15 protein-coding genes are annotated in these 15297 nt (G+C 70.0%); 10 read left to right on the top strand and 5 right to left on the bottom strand.

Annotated elements, in window-relative coordinates:
• Nucleotides 1-42: 42 nt before the first annotated feature.
• A complete protein-coding gene (locus tag D7Y15_RS18045) occupies nucleotides 43-981 on the bottom strand; it encodes a dimethylarginine dimethylaminohydrolase family protein (RefSeq protein ID WP_120576338.1) in 939 nt (312 codons plus the stop codon).
• Nucleotides 982-1042: 61 nt separating this feature from the next.
• Between D7Y15_RS18045 and D7Y15_RS18050 the strand changes: the two genes are divergently transcribed.
• The 4 genes from D7Y15_RS18050 to D7Y15_RS18065 all read left to right on the top strand — a co-directional run bounded on the left by D7Y15_RS18050 (nucleotide 1043) and on the right by D7Y15_RS18065 (nucleotide 6294).
• Nucleotides 1043-1960, top strand: a complete 918-nt coding sequence (locus tag D7Y15_RS18050; RefSeq protein WP_121753369.1) for an iron-containing redox enzyme family protein — start codon at nucleotides 1043-1045, stop codon at nucleotides 1958-1960.
• A gap of 160 nt (nucleotides 1961-2120) precedes the next feature.
• The gene (locus D7Y15_RS18055) at nucleotides 2121-2582 is read left to right on the top strand and encodes a fibril protein (RefSeq protein WP_120576337.1); all 462 of its coding nucleotides are present in this window, start codon (nucleotides 2121-2123) and stop codon (nucleotides 2580-2582) included.
• A 231-nt stretch (nucleotides 2583-2813) separates the two neighbouring features.
• Nucleotides 2814-5528, top strand: coding sequence for an AsmA family protein (locus tag D7Y15_RS18060; protein WP_120576336.1), 2715 nt, complete (start codon nucleotides 2814-2816; stop codon nucleotides 5526-5528).
• A gap of 94 nt (nucleotides 5529-5622) precedes the next feature.
• Nucleotides 5623-6294, top strand: a complete 672-nt coding sequence (locus tag D7Y15_RS18065) for a hypothetical protein (RefSeq protein ID WP_121753362.1) — start codon at nucleotides 5623-5625, stop codon at nucleotides 6292-6294.
• 4 nt (nucleotides 6295-6298) lie between these two features.
• Here the strand turns inward: D7Y15_RS18065 and D7Y15_RS18070 are convergent, their stop codons facing one another.
• On the bottom strand, nucleotides 6299-7078 hold the full coding sequence (locus D7Y15_RS18070; RefSeq protein ID WP_126934234.1) for a hypothetical protein: 780 nt from the start codon (nucleotides 7076-7078) through the stop codon (nucleotides 6299-6301).
• 177 nt (nucleotides 7079-7255) lie between these two features.
• Between D7Y15_RS18070 and D7Y15_RS18075 the strand changes: the two genes are divergently transcribed.
• Both D7Y15_RS18075 and D7Y15_RS45830 read left to right on the top strand, forming a co-directional pair.
• Nucleotides 7256-8908 carry a formate--tetrahydrofolate ligase gene (locus D7Y15_RS18075; protein ID WP_120576333.1) on the top strand — a complete coding sequence of 551 codons (1653 nt, stop codon included), beginning with the start codon at nucleotides 7256-7258 and terminating at the stop codon, nucleotides 8906-8908.
• 123 nt (nucleotides 8909-9031) lie between these two features.
• Nucleotides 9032-9409 carry a hypothetical protein gene (locus D7Y15_RS45830; protein ID WP_233604998.1) on the top strand — a complete coding sequence of 126 codons (378 nt, stop codon included), beginning with the start codon at nucleotides 9032-9034 and terminating at the stop codon, nucleotides 9407-9409.
• Nucleotides 9410-9417: 8 nt separating this feature from the next.
• Here the strand turns inward: D7Y15_RS45830 and D7Y15_RS18085 are convergent, their stop codons facing one another.
• Entirely contained in the window at nucleotides 9418-9768 is a 351-nt protein-coding gene (locus D7Y15_RS18085) for a DNA-binding protein (protein WP_121753364.1), read from the bottom strand.
• A 254-nt stretch (nucleotides 9769-10022) separates the two neighbouring features.
• Here D7Y15_RS18085 and D7Y15_RS18090 point away from each other — a divergent pair, with 254 nt between their 5' ends.
• Complete coding sequence (locus D7Y15_RS18090) at nucleotides 10023-10406, top strand: type II toxin-antitoxin system RelE/ParE family toxin (RefSeq protein ID WP_199745943.1); 384 nt, start codon at nucleotides 10023-10025, stop codon at nucleotides 10404-10406.
• Nucleotides 10403-10708, top strand: coding sequence for a helix-turn-helix domain-containing protein (locus D7Y15_RS18095; RefSeq protein ID WP_233591760.1), 306 nt, complete (start codon nucleotides 10403-10405; stop codon nucleotides 10706-10708). The genes D7Y15_RS18090 and D7Y15_RS18095 overlap by 4 nt, the downstream gene beginning before the upstream one ends.
• A 67-nt stretch (nucleotides 10709-10775) precedes the next feature.
• Here D7Y15_RS18095 and D7Y15_RS18100 read toward each other — a convergent pair whose 3' ends face one another.
• Both D7Y15_RS18100 and D7Y15_RS18105 read right to left on the bottom strand, forming a co-directional pair.
• Nucleotides 10776-12368, bottom strand: a complete 1593-nt coding sequence (locus tag D7Y15_RS18100) for a methyl-accepting chemotaxis protein (protein WP_120576331.1) — start codon at nucleotides 12366-12368, stop codon at nucleotides 10776-10778.
• Nucleotides 12369-12776: 408 nt separating this feature from the next.
• Nucleotides 12777-13151, bottom strand: coding sequence for a hypothetical protein (locus D7Y15_RS18105; protein WP_120576330.1), 375 nt, complete (start codon nucleotides 13149-13151; stop codon nucleotides 12777-12779).
• 228 nt (nucleotides 13152-13379) lie between these two features.
• Between D7Y15_RS18105 and D7Y15_RS18110 the strand changes: the two genes are divergently transcribed.
• Complete coding sequence (locus D7Y15_RS18110; protein ID WP_120576329.1) at nucleotides 13380-14717, top strand: sigma-54 dependent transcriptional regulator; 1338 nt, start codon at nucleotides 13380-13382, stop codon at nucleotides 14715-14717.
• A gap of 117 nt (nucleotides 14718-14834) precedes the next feature.
• Nucleotides 14835-15296, top strand: a complete 462-nt coding sequence (locus D7Y15_RS18115) for a hemerythrin domain-containing protein (RefSeq protein ID WP_120576328.1) — start codon at nucleotides 14835-14837, stop codon at nucleotides 15294-15296.
• Nucleotide 15297: the final 1 nt, after the last annotated feature.

Below are 15297 nucleotides of genomic sequence, written 5' to 3' on the forward strand. Positions count from 1 at the left end.
CGCGCGCTTCGTCGCCCGGGGAGGTCTTCGTTTTGGCGCAGGTCACGCGGAGAGCTGCTGGGCCAGGTCCTGCTCCTGCTCCTCGCGAAAGCGCCGGGCGGACAGGGGCGGCAGGGTGTGCACGCGCGCCACGAGGCACGCCGCGCTGCCGCCGGCCAGGTGGAACTGATCCAACCGCACGCTGACGGGCCGGCGCCCCAGGCCGCGCAGCACCGCCTCCACGCGAGGCACGCGCGCGCCGACGATGACGGTGTTGCCCACCTCCACCAGATTGAGCCCGAACGCGAGCGCGTCCTCCCGCGCGATGGGAATCACCTGCTGGATGCCCTCCGCGCGCTCCAGCATGCGCAGCGACTCCGGCGTGAAGGCCTCCGGACACACCAGCGCGGTGCCATCGGACAGGACGGTGAGCGCGGTGTCCAGGTGGTAGAGGTACGGGTCGCACAGCTCCAGCGGCGTGACGGGCGCGGAGAGGAACGCCTCCAGCACGCCCGCGGCGCGCTGCGTGGAGCGCATGCCCCAGCCCAGGAGGGCACCCCGGCCCACGGGCAGCATGGCCACATCACCCCCTTCGATGTGCACGCGCGGCGGCTCGATGACGTCGAAGCCGCGCGCGGACAGCCACCGGGCCCGTGCGAGTTGTTCACCACGGCGCTGACCGTGGCGCATGGTGGCCAGGAGGGCCCGCAGCTCGCCTTCCTGGGAGACGAGCACCGCGTTGTCCTTGGCGAACACGGAGTCGAACGCGCCGTGGACGAAGGGCAGTTCGAAGAAGCCCGCGCCTGCTTCACGCAGGGCACGCAGGAACTCGCGGTGCTGCGTGCACGCGCGCCGCAATGCGACGGCGCCGGGCTTCATATGCGGATTGATGTTCCATGCGACCTGATACGCGCAGTCGCGCGAGCGGACGTGGTCTTTCTCGCAACGCACCTGACTGACGGCGAAGGTGGCGGGAGCGATGTGGCCGGTGTGCAAGGTCATCCCCATACATGTGACCGGAAGGCACTCCCGCCTTCCGGTATGTGTAGAGAGGGTGCGCACCATGAGCGGGCTTGGCGAGGTGGCTGGGGAAGCGGGGACGGAGGACGCACGCCTGTCCGAACGGCTTCACCGGACCCTCTTGCGCTTCAACCACGCGCGACTGGCTCCAGGGTTTCCCACCGAGGGCTGGCGGGCAGCCGTGCAGGAGGAGACGCAGTTGCGGTTGCTCGAAGGTGAGTACGTAGAGGCGGAGCGACAGCGCGTGGCGGCATGGGCCGCCGAGGCACCGGAGGACGCGAACGGGTTCATCGCGTGGTTCGAGGATCTGAAGGAGTCCGGTCCCGGACAGCATGATCCGCTGTTCCCGTGGCTCGCCACGCAGGCGACGCGTGAACAGATGGACTGGTTCCTCACGCAGGAGGTCGCGGGCGAGGCGGGCTTCGACGACCTGGTGGCGCTGACGCAGCTGCAGCTGCCCACTCGGGCGAAGCTGGAGCTGGCGCGCAACTACTGGGACGAGATGGGCCGCGGGCGCGAGGACGCGATGCACGGACCGATGCTCGCGGAGATGGCGCGGAAGCTGGGGTTGAAGCCCACGGACGAGGACACGGTGTGGGAAGCGCACGCGCTGGCGAACCTGCTCTGCGCGTTCGCGTTCAACCGCCGCTACACGTACCACGCGGTGGGCGCGCTGGGCATCGTGGAGGAGACGGCGCCGGGCCGCACCGCGTGCGTCAACGAGGGCCTCAAGCGGCTGGGGTTCGACATGCGCGTGCGGCGCTATTACGCGCTGCACTCCACGCTGGATGTGAAGCACTCCGAGACCTGGAACAAGGAAGTGCTGCGTCCGCTGGTGGAGGCGAACCCCGCGTGCGCGAGACCCCTGGCGGAAGGGGCGCTCTTGCGGCTGACGGCGGGCGCGCGATGCTTCGAGCGCTACCGCCACGAGCTGGGCCTGGACCTGAAGTCGCTGAGCTGAAGAAGCGCAGCCTGGCCGTCCTTCCCCCCCGGACCTTGCGCGTGTGCGCTGGGCTCGGGGGTGCGTTTCCCGGAGGACGGTCCGTGCGGGGGATGGGGATGCGCGGCAACCGGGGCGGACGCCAGCTTGGGGCGTTTCCCAGGCCGAGCTGGAGGTCCCGATGTCCCTGTTCCGATGCATCCCCGCCGCGGTGTTGCTCCTGACGGCGTGCGCTTCCCCGGGCACGTCCATGCAGGAGGTGATGCACCGCACCGCGCCCCTGCTGCCGAAGCGGCCGGATCCGCTGACCTACGGCACCCGGCCGGAGAACCCGGTGCGGGTGGGCTGGGGCGACAAGGGCGTGATGGCGTACTTCAAGCTCTTGCGCGGGCCGGAAGGCCAGCCGGTGGCGTGGCGCCGCATGGGCGACTGCTGCGAGTTCACCCAGGTGGATGGACAGGGCCAGGGGAAGGGCCAGCTGTCCATCTTCGAGGTCACGTACGACGGGCTGGACACGCCGGTGGTGCTCTACGTGGACGCGTTCACCGGCGGGAACGTGTACGCGCCCTGGGGCTTCCTGCTGGAGGGCCAGGGCGACACGCCGCCCGCGTCCGGGATGGAGCCGGAGGTCATCGACCTTTAGGCGCCGCCCGACCTACCCCATGATTCCTTGAAAGCTCCGAACTCTTGCGTCCTCAAAGCATGAGGCCCCCTTCCTGGGGGGGCCGTCGTGCCTAGATGCAAGGGTCGACAGGAGTATGACTTTCCCCCGGCTGTTGATCGTCACGCTGGCAACCTCCTTTCGTGCATGGGAGGTGCGGCGCTCTTGGCGCTGCGCTAAGCGTTCGACCGCTCTCCCGACGGAGGAGGAACCGTGGCGGCTGTGAAGAAGAAGCGTTGGCCGTATGTGCTGGGAGGCATCCTCGTCCTCCTGATCGCCATCGTGGCGGTGGTGCTGTGGCGCCTGGACGCCATCCTGCTGAAGACGGCGCGCGACCAGGCCGCGACGTACTCGCAGAAGCTGGGGCGCCCCATCGAGATTGGCGACGTCTCCACGAAACTCTTTCCCTACGTGGGCGCTCACATCCAGAACGTCAGCGTGGGCGCCGCCGAGGGCGAGGACCTGCCGCTCGCGGAGGTGAAGGACGTGACGGTGAGCGTGGCGGCGATGCCGCTGCTCACCTCGAAGGGCAAGGACATCCGCGTGCAGGACGCGGAGGTGTCCGGGCTCACCGTGAACGTCCTCCGCCTGGCGGACGGCACCACCAACGTGCAGCGCCTCCAGGAGAAGCTGGCCGCGCAGCAGCCGAAGGAGGAGACGCCCGAGGAGGAGACGCAGCCCACGGACCTGTCGGGCGTGCACGTGGAGCGCGCGGCGCTCACCGACGGCACCATCCGCTTCGTGGACCGCGCGGGCGGCGCGCAGGCGCGCGAGCTGGCGGTGAAGGACCTGGACATCGAGGTGAAGGACCTGCGCGTGGGCCAGCCGCTGAAGGTGGACCTGGCGGCCGCGGTGCTCGCGGACAAGCAGAACTTGAAGATGACGCTCGCCGCGGCCCCGCTGCCGGCGACGCTCATCCCCACGCCAGAGCAGGTGACGCTGAAGGCGGAGCACATCGACCTGTCGCCGCTGGGGCCGTTCCTGCCCCCGGACGTGGGGCTGCAGGCGGGCACGCTGGACGCGGACTGGAAGGCGGACCTGGGCGGCGCGGTGCCCGGCGGCAAGGGCCCCACGAAGCTGGTGGGCGTCATCAAGGCGCTGGGCTTGAAGTTCGCGGGCTCGGAGGGCGGCAAGGCGCTGGACGTGGTGCTCGACACGGACGTGACGGGCGACATGGCCACCGGTGACCTGGCGCTGGACAAGCTGAACCTGAACCTGGGCCCCGCGGCCATCACGGGCAAGGGCAAGGTGAAGGGGCTGCTCACGGACAAGCCCGCGGTGGAGGGCCTTGAGCTGGTGGGCCGCAACCTGGACCCGGCCGTGCTCGCCGAGTACTACCCGCCGCTGCGCAAGCAGCTCAACGGCATGATCGCCGGCCCCATTGGCCTGGACGTGCGCGGCAGCGGCACGCAGGAGGCGCAGGCCATCAACATCGCGGTGGACCTGACGCCGGTGCGGCTGCGGGTGCCGGATCAGCTGACGAAGGACGCCGGCGGCGCGATGAAGCTGAACGCGAAGGTGACGGGCGCGGCGGCGAGCGGCGGCGCGCTGCGCTTCGACGCGAAGGCGGACCTCAACGGCGTGGACATGCGGCCGGGCCTGCTGGTGAACAAGGCGCCGGGGCAGCGGCTGGAGGTCGCGGCGGCGGGCACGTACGCGCCGGCGAAGACGGGCAGCGGGATGACGGTGAACGTCACCAGCATGAGCCTGGGCGCGCTGGAGGACACGGTGACGGGCACCGCCACGGTGGCGCTCGCGGGCACGGGCAAGAAGGCGACGACGACGTTCAAGGCGGACGTGAAGGCCGCGCGGCTGGATGCGGAGAAGTTGTTGATGAGCGAGGAGCAGGTGCTGGCGCGCACGGGCGGAAAGCCTCCGCCGGAGCCGCCGCCGGGAGAGGCCAGTCGCTTCAACGGCTACCGGGGTGACATCCAGTTCGCCATCGCGTCGCTGCGCTACACGGCGATGGACCTGTCCAACGTGACGGGCGTGGTGAAGATGGTGGACGACCTCATCACCGTGGAGAAGTTCTCGACGGGCATCTACGGCGGCAAGGTGGTGGCGGACGGGACGACCATCCGCCTGGGGCCCGCGCCGGAGGCCCGGCCCTTCACCGCGAAGGTGCAGGTGCAGGGCCTGGAGGTCGCGCAGGCGCTGGCGGCGCGCACGCCGAAGCAGGTGCTGACGGGCAAGTTCAACGGCAACGTGGACGTGCAGGGCGTGGGCTACACGCCGGACAAGCTGCAGCAGACGCTGCTGGGCGGCATCAACGGCAACCTGCTGGAGGGCACGTTCCTGGGCAAGGACCTGGTGTCGTCCGTCACGGGGCCGCTGGCCAAGGCGCTGCCCTTCGCGAAGGCGCTCAAGAGCGGCGATGTGACGTCGCTGGGCGGGGACCTGCCCTTCAGCGTGACCATCAAGAACGGCGTGGCGCAGCTGAGCAAGCCCATCACCTGGACGCGGCCGGAGGCGGCGATGAGCTTCGACGGCGGCATCGGGCTGGACGGCACGCTGGACCTGACGGGCGGCGTGTCGCTGACGCCCGCGACCATCAAGACGCTGACGGTGGGCAAGGTGACGCCGACGGAAGCCATCCCGGTGGGGCTGAAGATTTCAGGCAAGGCGTGGAGCCCGGAGGTGACGGGCATCGACGTGAAGCCGGCGGCGACGACCATCCTGAAGCTGGCCGGAGGGGCCGCGCTGGGCGGCCTGCTGGGTGAGAAGGGCAAGGCCGTGGAGGACATCCTCACGGGAGGCCAGGACAAGGCGAAGGCCGAAGCGGAGGCGAAGCGTCAGGAGCTGGAGGCGCGCGCCAACGAGGAGAAGAAGAAGCTGGAGGAGCAGGCCCGCATCGAGCAGGAGAAGGCCAGGCAGCGCGCCGAGGAAGAGGCGAAGAAGCGCCTCAAGGGCATCTTCGGCGGGAAGTAGGCGCCGCTCGGGCCTGGGCATCACTCGCGCCGCGAGGTTCCTCCGGGAGCTTCGCGGCGTTCGTGTTTCCGGTGTCTGGCGTAGGCTCGCGGCCATGTCCAACCGGCTCACGCGCATCCAGGCCGAGGGACTGCGCTCGCTTCGCGACGTCGTGCCGCGTCCCCGGCGGCTGACCGTGATTGTGGATCCGGAGGGCTCGGCCACGCGCGACCTGGTGGCCTTCTTCACGCTACTGCGCGAACTGGCTCACGGCCGGCTTCAACAGACGCAGGTGCTGGACGCGGTGGACGGCCCCGTGACGCTGGTGCTGGGCATGGATGACGACGACTACACCGTGACGCTGCGGCGCTTCCCGGATGGCCGGTGGCACGTCGTCCAGGAGGAACTGTCCCTGCTCGCGGGGATATCGATCCCCTTCGTGGAGCCTGGCTCGCCTCGCGACGAGGCCGTGCTCTCCACGTTTCCTCCCGGGCCCACAACTTCCCTGGGTGAAGGGGAAGCGGCGTGGCTGGGAGAGATTGCCGACCGGGCGTCGCGGACGATGAACGGCTTCCTGCGCGGCTTCCGTGTCCAGCCCGCGGAGTCCTTTGACGCGGACGTCCCGTTCCTCTTCCTGGAGGAACGGGACGTGGACCTGCCCGCGAATGCCGTCTGGGACCGGGTCCAGGCCGCTCGCGCGGCGTCCGCTCGGGTCCCCGTGCTGCTGTGCACCCCGTCGGTGGCCCTGGCGGACGCCTTCGACCTGGAAGACGTCCTGCGGGCCTGAGCGACTACCGCCCGCCGGCGCCGTTCCCCTCCCAGCCACCGCCGATGGGACCGCCCCGGGGGCCGCCAGCGCCGCGCGGATTCATGTCGTCGCGGCGCATCTGCTGGTACTGCGTCATCTGCTCCGCGCTGAGCACCTTCTGCATCTCCGCGTCGGTCTGCGTGCGCAGGTCGCGCATCTGCTGACGCATGTCACGGCCCGGCCGGCCTCCCGACATCGCCGACGCCAGCTCCTGGCGCTTCGTGTCCTCGGCCTGCATCGCCTTCGTCAGCGCCTGCTCCTGGCTGTAGTTGAGCCGCGCGTTGCTGATGAAGGTCTTGATGCGGTCGGAGCGCTCGGTCTCCGCCTGCACGCGCATCTGGTCCACCTGCTGCTGCCACTGCTGGCGCTGCTCGGTGCGCTGCTCGTCCTGCACCGTGCGCATCAGCTCCTTCAGCGACTGCTTCGCGCTGTCGTTGGTCAGCGCCTCGCCCACCATCACGCCGCGCATCTGCTCGCGCAGCTTCGCGACCTCCGCCTCCAGGCCCGCGGGCGGAGGACCGCCCGTGCCGGCCGAGGCCGTGCCGCCGCCCTGCTCGAAGGCCAGCATCCGCCGGGACAGCAACTGCACCGTCTCCTCCAGCGCCTTCACGCGGTTCTGGAGCGCCCGGACGTCCGCCGTCGAGTCCTGCACGCGGGGCGCCTCCTGGACGACAGGGGCCTCCGACTTCCCGGGCCCCCACAGGGCCACTCCGAGTGCCAGCGAAGCCATCCCCACCGATGCGATGCCGAGAATGCGGTTCATGATGCTCTCCCTGACGGAACTCCCGGCCGCGTATTCCATCGCGCCCCCGGGCTCCGCCCTGCTCCTGCATCCTCCCACCCCGCCTGCCTCCCGGGGAACCGTCCTGCGATGCGCGCCTGCCTGCCCCCGTGTCGCGAGCGTTGACCTCCTCCGGCGGGACGCGGAGAGTCCCCCGCCATGACGCTCCGTCCCATCACTGAAGTCGGCGCCGAGCTGGGTCTCGCGCCGGAAGACGTCCTCCCCTGGGGCCGAGACCGCGCCAAGGTGTCGCTGGACGCCCTGGGCCGCGGCTCGCGCCAGGGCCGAATGGTGCTGGTGTCGGCCATCAATCCCACGCCCCCGGGCGAGGGCAAGACGACCATGTCGGTGGCGCTGGCCATGGGCCTGCGCAAGCGGGGCCGCAAGGCGGTGGCGGCGCTGCGCGAGCCGTCCCTGGGGCCTGTCTTCGGCGTGAAGGGCGGCGGCACCGGCGGTGGGCAGGCGAGCCTGGAGCCGGCGGCGGACATCAACCTGCACTTCACCGGCGACCTGCACGCCATCACCAGCGCGCACAACCTGCTGTCCGCGCTGGTGGACAACGCCGTGTACTACGGCCACCCGGTGGTGATGGAGGGCACGCGGGTGCGCTGGCGCCGCGCGATGGACATGAACGACCGGTTCCTGCGCAACGTCATCGTGGGGCTGGGCGGCAAGGCGCACGGCGTGCCGCGCGAGACGTCCTTCGACATCACGGCCGCCAGCGAGGTGATGGCCATCCTGGCGCTGGCGGAGAACCTGAAGGACCTGGAGGCGCGGCTGGGGCGCATCGTGGTGGGTCAGGCGCCGGACGGCTCGCCGGTGCGCGCGAACGACGTGAACGCGGCGGCGTCCATGGTGGCGCTGCTGAAGGACGCGCTGATGCCGAACCTGGCCCAGACGCGCGAGGGCGGGCCGGCCATCGTGCACGCGGGGCCGTTCGGCAACATCGCGCACGGGTGTTCGTCGGTGGTGGGCACGCGGCTGGCGCTCGCGTACGCGGACGAGGTGGTGACGGAGGCGGGCTTCGGCTTCGACCTGGGCGCGGAGAAGTTCCTGGACATCAAGTGCCGGAGCGCGGGCGTGTGGCCCCGGGGCGTGATGCTGGTGGTGACGCTGCGGGCGCTGAAGCACCACGGCGGCGCGGCGGCCGCGCAGGTGGCGGAGCCGGACCGCGAGGCGCTCTTGAAGGGCTTCGGACACCTGGAGAAGCACCTGGAGTCGGTGGCGGCGTTCGGCCTGCCGGCGGTGTTGTGCGTGAACCGGTTCCCGCAGGACACGGAAGCCGAGCTGGACGAAGTGCGCGCGTTCGCGAAGGCGAGGGGCGTGGGCATTGCCGTATGCGACGGGTTCGGCAAGGGCGGCGAGGGTTCGCTGGAGCTGGCGGACACGGTGCTGGCGATGCTGGACGCGACGGACGCGGCGCCGCCGAAGCCGCGCTTCCTCTACGAGTTGGAGCAGACGCCGGAGGAGAAGATTCGCGCCATCGCGCGCACGGTGTACGGCGCGGACGACGTGGCCTTCACGCCAGGGGCGCGCAAGGACCTGGAGACGGCGCGGGCACTGGGAGGCGCGGGGCTGCCGGTGTGCATGGCGAAGACGCACCTGTCCCTGTCGGACGACCCGGCGAAGACAGGCCGGCCCCGGGGCTTCACGTTGACGGTGCGCGAGGTGCGCCTGTCCGCGGGAGCAGGCTTCCTGGTGGCGCTGACTGGAGAGCTGCTCACCATGCCGGGCCTGCCGCGTGAGCCCGCCGCCCGACGTGTCACGGTCCATCCGGACGGCAGCATCACGGGCCTGATGCAGGGCGAGTGACGTCAGAGGTAGGGCCTAGCGTCTCCCGTCTTCTCTCGACGGGAGCACGCGACCCTGCCCCATTCGAAGCACGTCCAGCCCTGGCGCATCCACTTCTTCCAGCGCCATACGGAGGACGACCCGGTGCGCACCGTTCCGGCCCGCGACTTCCTCGACGCGTGTCCGGATGCGGTCAGCGCGAAGCTGCTCGCCGTCGTGAAGGCCGTGGCGGACGCGCCGCCGCCCGCGTTCAGCGGCGGGGGAAAGTGGGAGGCCATGCATGGCGCCATGGCGGGGCTCCAGGAAGTCCGCGCGGATGGCAGAGGCCGGCGTCACTACCGGCTCTTCTGTCTCCTGGAGCGGGACGGAGAAGCACTGGGACTGGGCGGCCCGAGCCTCGTCCTCCTGACCGGGAAGACGAAGGCGTTCCGCACCGTGATTTCAGAGTCCGACTACGCGAAGGTCCGAGCGCTCCGGGACGAGTACCAGCGCCGCCGACCCCGGAGCGTATGGGCTGGCTGAGGCGCGTCCTACTTGCGGCGGACGCGGGCGGCAGGTGCTCGTGACCGCACTGCCTTCCGGCGGGCGGGGACCGGCACCAGCTGAAGGCGGCACCCCAGCGCGGCGGCCAACTTCGTGACCGTCGACAGCGTGGGGTTCGCCAAAGGGGCCGTAAACAGGCGGCGCACGACCTCCGGCGGGGTCTCCGCCTTCCGGGCCAGGTCCGCCTTGCTCAGGCCTGCCTCCTCGCGCCGCGCATCCAGGGCGCGAATCAGCCTGTCCGCCGCATCCACTTCGGCGCGCGCCTTCGCATACGCCTCCGCGAAGGCCGGGCGCTTGAGCTTCTTCTCGAAGTAACGGTCGAATCCCGTGGGGGGCATGGCAGGGCTCCAGGCTTCAATCCGGGGCGTAGCATACAAGTTACGCCTGACGTGACGCCCTGGCAGCCCTCCTCATCTACCCGAGCGACCGCAGCAAGGGCCTGATGCAGGGCGAGTGACGTCAGAGGTAGGGCCTAGGGTCTCCCGTCTTCTCTCGACGGGAGCACGCGACCCTGCCCCATTCCAAGCGCACAAAGCCGTCCCCCCATCATCTTGACGGAATATCATCCAGGAATGATATTCTGTCTCATGGGATTGAAGTCTTCGGAACCGATGAGTTCCGGGACTGGTTCCTTGCTCTCGACGAAGAGACGGCGCGGTCCGTGGACCACGGGGTGGAGCTTCTGGCCGCGAAGGGGGTCACACTTGGGTTCCCATACAGCAGCCAGATCAAGGGCACTTCCCAACCGCTCCGGGAGCTCCGCATCCAGTCCGGAGGACATCCCCTCCGGGTCTTCTACGCCTTCGATCCTGCGCGCAACGGGGTCCTGCTACTGGGGGGCGACAAGACCGGAGACAAGCGCTTCTACGAGAGAATGATCCCCCAGGCGGAGAAGATCTGGCTGCGCTACCTCTGGGAGAGGGCCGCCGGACTTCATGACGATTCGAAGAACGAGCGCGAGGAGACGGAGTCATGAAGCTCCACAGCTGGAAGGGGATGCGCCGGGAGAAGTTCACGCCAGCGCAACTCAAGGAACAGGATGAGCGCGTCCGGAAGGAACTCCTGGAGATGAGTCTGCGGGAGGTGCGCGAGTTCGCGGGGATGACGCAGACGCAGCTCGCCGAACGGATGGGCATCTCCCAGGGTCAGCTCTCCCAGACCGAAGCCCGGGACGATCACCGGCTCTCCACACTCCGGCGCGCCGTGGAGGCCATGGGCGGAGAAATCGAAGTCTCCGCCGTCTTCGGCGACAAGCGGATCATCCTCAAGGGCGTCTGACGCACAACAGGCCGCCCCGGTGTTTCCGGAGCGGCCCGTGGGCCCTGCTTGACGCTGTCTTGGACGGCTAGACGCGGAAGGTGGTGGACAGCTCCTGGAGCTTGCCCAGGGAGGTGTTGATCTGCCCCACCGCCTGCTCGGCGTTGCTCGTGGCCATCACCACGTCGCTCATCATCTCCGACAGCTGCGTCACCACTTCCGTCATCTGCGTGATGCCCGCGTTCTGCTGCGTCACCGAGGCGACGATCTGCCGCGCCGCCTGGCTGCTCTCCTGCACCACCTGGGTGATGTCCTTCAGCGTCGTGGCGGACGAGAGCACCTGCTCGATGCCCTCCTCCATCTTCTGGCTGTCCTCCTCCGCGATGCCCACCGTCTCGCGGATGGCCTGGTTGATCTCCAGGAGGATCTTCCCGATGCGCTGCGTGCTCTGCAGCGACTGGCTGCTCAGCGCCCGCATCTCCTTGGCCACCACCGCGAAGCCACGGCCTTCCTCGCCGGCCCGCGCCGCCTCGATGGCCGCGTTCAACGCGAGCACGTTCGACTGGTCCGCCAGGTCCTTCACGCTGCCGATGATTTCACCCGCGTGCACCGCCTGCTCGGACAGCACGCCAATGCTCCCCACCAGCGCGCCCACCCGCGCGCGGATCTGCTGCAACCCTTCCGCGCTGCGCTCGATGGACACCTGCCCGGAGGCGCTGTACGCGTCCGCCTGCGCCGCCACCTTCAACACCATCTCCGCGCGGCTGGCCGCCATGCCGGACGTCTGGGCGATCTCCGCGATGGTGGAGCTGGCCTCCGTCAGGCTGCGCGACTGACTGGTCAGGAAGTTGAGCTGCTCGTGGCTCGCCGCGTTCAGCCGCGACGCCGCCGCCGTCAGCTCCGTCACCACCGCGCGCAGCGTGTTGGGCACCGAAACCAGCCGCGTCATCAGCGTCTGGATGCTGCGCGCCAGCTCACCCACTTCATCCTGCGCGCTCGTGTCGATGGCCAGCGACAGGTCGCCTTCCCGCACGATGCGTGTCGCCGTCGCCGTCAGCCGCGCCAGGGGCGTCGTCACCTCGCGCAGCAGCCACACCGTGGCCACCGCGAGCGCCACGATGCACGTCACAGCCAACACCAGCACCCACGTCAGCGTCATGCCGTGCAGCGACGACACCTCCATGAAGGTCTCTCGCTGCGACGCCTCCTGCTGCGCCGTCACGGACTCCAGGCCGGTGTGCATCGTCCGGTACGCGGGCTCCAGCTTCGCGAGCGCGGCTTCCGCGGCCGCGTCATTGCGCGCCGCCAGCGCCACCACCTGCGACGCCTCCTGCCAGTAGCGCGTGAAGGCCCCCTGCAGCGCCTCCACCTTCGGGCCATCCACGTCCGGAAACGCTCGCAGCGCAGTGAGCCCCTTCTGGAGCTCCGTCACCTGCGCGTCCAGCGTCTCCTGCTTCACCGCGTGCAGCGCCACCGCGTCGCCCACGTCCTGGTGCAACGCGGCGAACCCGGCGCGGGACGTCTGCGCCTGGCTCACCGACGGCGCCAGGCTGGAACCGATGCGCTCCGAGGCACTCCGCGTGCGCGCGCCCAGCACCACCGTCACCGCCACGATGGCCACCAGGAACACCGCCGCCACCGTCGGCAGCACCATCATCTTCTGCTTGAGCCTCATCGCCATCACGCACCCCCTCGCGGGCCCATGTCACCCATCCCGATGAAGCGCGGCCGTACTCCCGCGCCGGGCCTGCTGCGCCAGCTCATTGTCGCTCATCCTTCCGCGGCCCCAATGGGCTCCCCCGAGGACCGGGGCTCCGTCAGGACTCGTAGGATAGACAACACCTCTCCCCCCGACTCAAGCCCGCGTCCCTTGAAATATCCTGCAAACGGGTCTGCATTGCCCCGCAGGGTCATACGGGACACTTCATCCTGTCAGGTGGGACACTCGGTGGAGGACGCCTCACGTCCACAAAGGGGGCCCGGAAGGCACCCTGGCGCGATCATTCCAGCCGTCCGGCATGGGCTTCACTGCCGGTGACGGTGGCCTGGGTGCGTCCACACAGGCCCTGGCCCGGCTGCTCGGCGGCGCTCAGCGGGTGGGATGTGGGAGGAAGGGCTCCACCTCGCGGCGGCAGGTGTCGTCGCACTCGGAGAAGCGGACGAGGAACGCCGCGTGATTCGCGCACTTCTTGGGCCAGCGCGAGGCGCCGCCATCCGCCAGGCAGAGCAGGCGGAACTCGTCGCGGGTGTCCGAGAAGAGGGCCTCGCGCTGCGAGGGGGACATGGCGTCCAGCGCGCGGTCCTCCCCGCCCTGGAGCCAGATGAAGACGCCCACCATCGATATGAAGACGAGGGCCAGCCAGGTGCCCTTGCGCAGCCAGATGCTGGGCGGTGGGACCAGCTCCTTCGCGAAGATGTTCTTCTCCTCGCCCCCCTCGTCCGGAGGCGTCCCTTCGTTGCTCATGGGCTCCCTTCCATCCATGGCGCGTGCCAGCCGCACGGCCACGCCGCAGCAGACACCAGCCCGTTCCGCGTTGCACCTTGCAACCGCCACCCGGGGCACATCGTGCCGGATGCAGTGCGCCCCCAGGGCTTGCGCCGCCCGGCATCCGACAGACGGGCCCGGCACACGGCGTGCTCTTAGACTGTGCCCATGGAAGTGCGTGCCAGTACCGAGGCGACGGAGCGCCCCATGCGGGTGCTCGTGGTGGACGACGAGCGAAACATCCGCCACACCCTGCGGGTGTGCCTGGAAGGCCTGGGCTGCGAGGTGCGCGAGGCCGCCACGCCAGAGGCCGCGCTCGCGGCGCTCGCTCAAGGCCCGGCGGACCTGGCGTTCGTGGACCTGCGGCTGGGCAACGCGTCCGGACTGGAGCTGCTGCCCCGCCTGCTCGCCGAATCCCCCGCGCTGGACGTCATCCTCATCACCGCCTACGCGACGTTCGACACGGCCGTGGAGGCGGTGAAGCGCGGCGCGCGCGACTACCTGCCCAAGCCGTTCACCCCCGCGCAGATCCGCCACGTCCTGGAGCGCGCGAAGGCGCAGCGTGAGCTGACTTCTCAGCTGGGGGACCTGGAGGGACAGCTGGCGCAGGCGGTGCCGGAGGCCACGCTGGAGACGGCGTCGCCGGCCATGCACGCGGCCATTGGCTTCATCCAGCGCGCGGCCACGTCCGACGCATCCGTGCTGCTGCGCGGGGAGAGCGGCACGGGCAAGGGGGTGCTCGCGCGGGCGCTGCATTCGATGAGCGCCCGGCGCAAGCGGCCCTTCGTCACCATCAACTGCCCCACCCTGTCCGAACAACTGCTGGCGAGCGAGCTGTTCGGCCACGCGCGCGGCGCCTTCACGGGCGCGGTGAAGGACCAGCCGGGGCGCGTGGAGCAGGCGGAAGGGGGCACGCTCTTCCTGGATGAAGTGGCGGAGATGAGCCCCTCGCTCCAGGCGCAGCTGTTGCGCTTCCTGCAGGAGAAGCAGTTCGAACGGCTGGGCGAGGGACGCACGCGCAAGGCGGACGTGCGCGTGGTGGCGGCCACGCACCGCGACCTGGAGAAGGACGTGGCGGAGGGACGCTTCCGCGAGGACCTGATGTACCGGTTGAACGTCCTGGAGGTGAAGCTCCCGTCCCTGCGTGAGCGGCCGGAGGACCTGCTCCCGCTGGCCCGCCGCTTCATCGCCTTCTTCGCGAAGGCCGCGCAGCGTCCGGCCCCGGAGCTGTCGCCCGCCACGGAGGCGATGCTGCGGGCCTACCCCTGGCCGGGCAACGTGCGTGAGCTGCGCAACGCGCTGGAGCGGGCGCTCATCGTGGGCGCGTCAGGCGTCGTGGAGCCGCAGGCGTTCCCGGAGCGCATCGCGTCCGCGGTGGGGCCTGGGGTGACGCTGGGCGGGCCGCACACGCTGGAAGCGGTGGAGCGCGAACACATCCTGCGGGTGATGGCGTCCGTGCCGACGCTGGATGAAGCAGCCCGGCTGCTCGGCATCGACGCGTCCACGCTGTGGCGCAAGCGCAAGAAGTACGAATCGGAGACGTGACGCAGGCGGCCTGTGCGCCAGTGCATGCAGTCCGGCACTGGCGGCCGGGGCGTACAGGGGCGCTCATCCTGGAGAGTGGATTGCGCCCTTGCGCGCTCATGCGAACCCTGGCCCGTCATGAACCTCATCGACGTGCTCATCCAGCAGCACCGCGACGCAGAGGCCCTCTTCGAGGCCTGGCACCATGCGCCGGACGAAGAGAAGCCGGAGCTGAGCCTGCGCCTGGCCGAAACGCTCACCCTGCACAGCACCCTCGAGGAGCGCTGGGTGTATCCCGTCGCGCGGACCGTCGTCGAAGGGCCGCGCATCGACTTCGCGGTGGAGGAGCACGGGGAGATGACCCAGCTGATCTCCGAACTGTTGCGCGTCCGCCACGACCCGCGCCGCCGCGAGGCCACGGTGCGGCAACTGGAGGCAGTGGCCGCGCAACACATGGCGGAGGAGGAGCGCGAGGTGGTGCCCCGACTGCGCAAGATGGACGCGGACGCGTTCGGCCAGTCGAGCGCTGAAATCGTCCGCTCCGCGTCCGACGCGCGGAAGGAAGCGATGCGCCAGCTGGAGACGTCCGCGCCGATGTGAC

Source organism: Corallococcus sp. AB030, from assembly GCF_003668965.1.
Lineage (GTDB): Bacteria > Myxococcota > Myxococcia > Myxococcales > Myxococcaceae > Corallococcus > Corallococcus exiguus.

Coding starts and splice junctions, on each gene's coding strand:
- D7Y15_RS18045 (WP_120576338.1), bottom strand. CDS start 981: ATGACCTTGCACACCGGCCACATCGCTCCCGCCACCTTCGCCGTCAGT.
- D7Y15_RS18050 (WP_121753369.1), top strand. CDS start 1,043: ATGAGCGGGCTTGGCGAGGTGGCTGGGGAAGCGGGGACGGAGGACGCA.
- D7Y15_RS18055 (WP_120576337.1), top strand. CDS start 2,121: ATGTCCCTGTTCCGATGCATCCCCGCCGCGGTGTTGCTCCTGACGGCG.
- D7Y15_RS18065 (WP_121753362.1), top strand. CDS start 5,623: ATGTCCAACCGGCTCACGCGCATCCAGGCCGAGGGACTGCGCTCGCTT.
- D7Y15_RS18070 (WP_126934234.1), bottom strand. CDS start 7,078: ATGAACCGCATTCTCGGCATCGCATCGGTGGGGATGGCTTCGCTGGCA.
- D7Y15_RS18075 (WP_120576333.1), top strand. CDS start 7,256: ATGACGCTCCGTCCCATCACTGAAGTCGGCGCCGAGCTGGGTCTCGCG.
- D7Y15_RS18085 (WP_121753364.1), bottom strand. CDS start 9,768: ATGCCCCCCACGGGATTCGACCGTTACTTCGAGAAGAAGCTCAAGCGC.
- D7Y15_RS18095 (WP_233591760.1), top strand. CDS start 10,403: ATGAAGCTCCACAGCTGGAAGGGGATGCGCCGGGAGAAGTTCACGCCA.
- D7Y15_RS18100 (WP_120576331.1), bottom strand. CDS start 12,368: ATGGCGATGAGGCTCAAGCAGAAGATGATGGTGCTGCCGACGGTGGCG.
- D7Y15_RS18105 (WP_120576330.1), bottom strand. CDS start 13,151: ATGAGCAACGAAGGGACGCCTCCGGACGAGGGGGGCGAGGAGAAGAAC.
- D7Y15_RS18110 (WP_120576329.1), top strand. CDS start 13,380: ATGCGGGTGCTCGTGGTGGACGACGAGCGAAACATCCGCCACACCCTG.
- D7Y15_RS18115 (WP_120576328.1), top strand. CDS start 14,835: ATGAACCTCATCGACGTGCTCATCCAGCAGCACCGCGACGCAGAGGCC.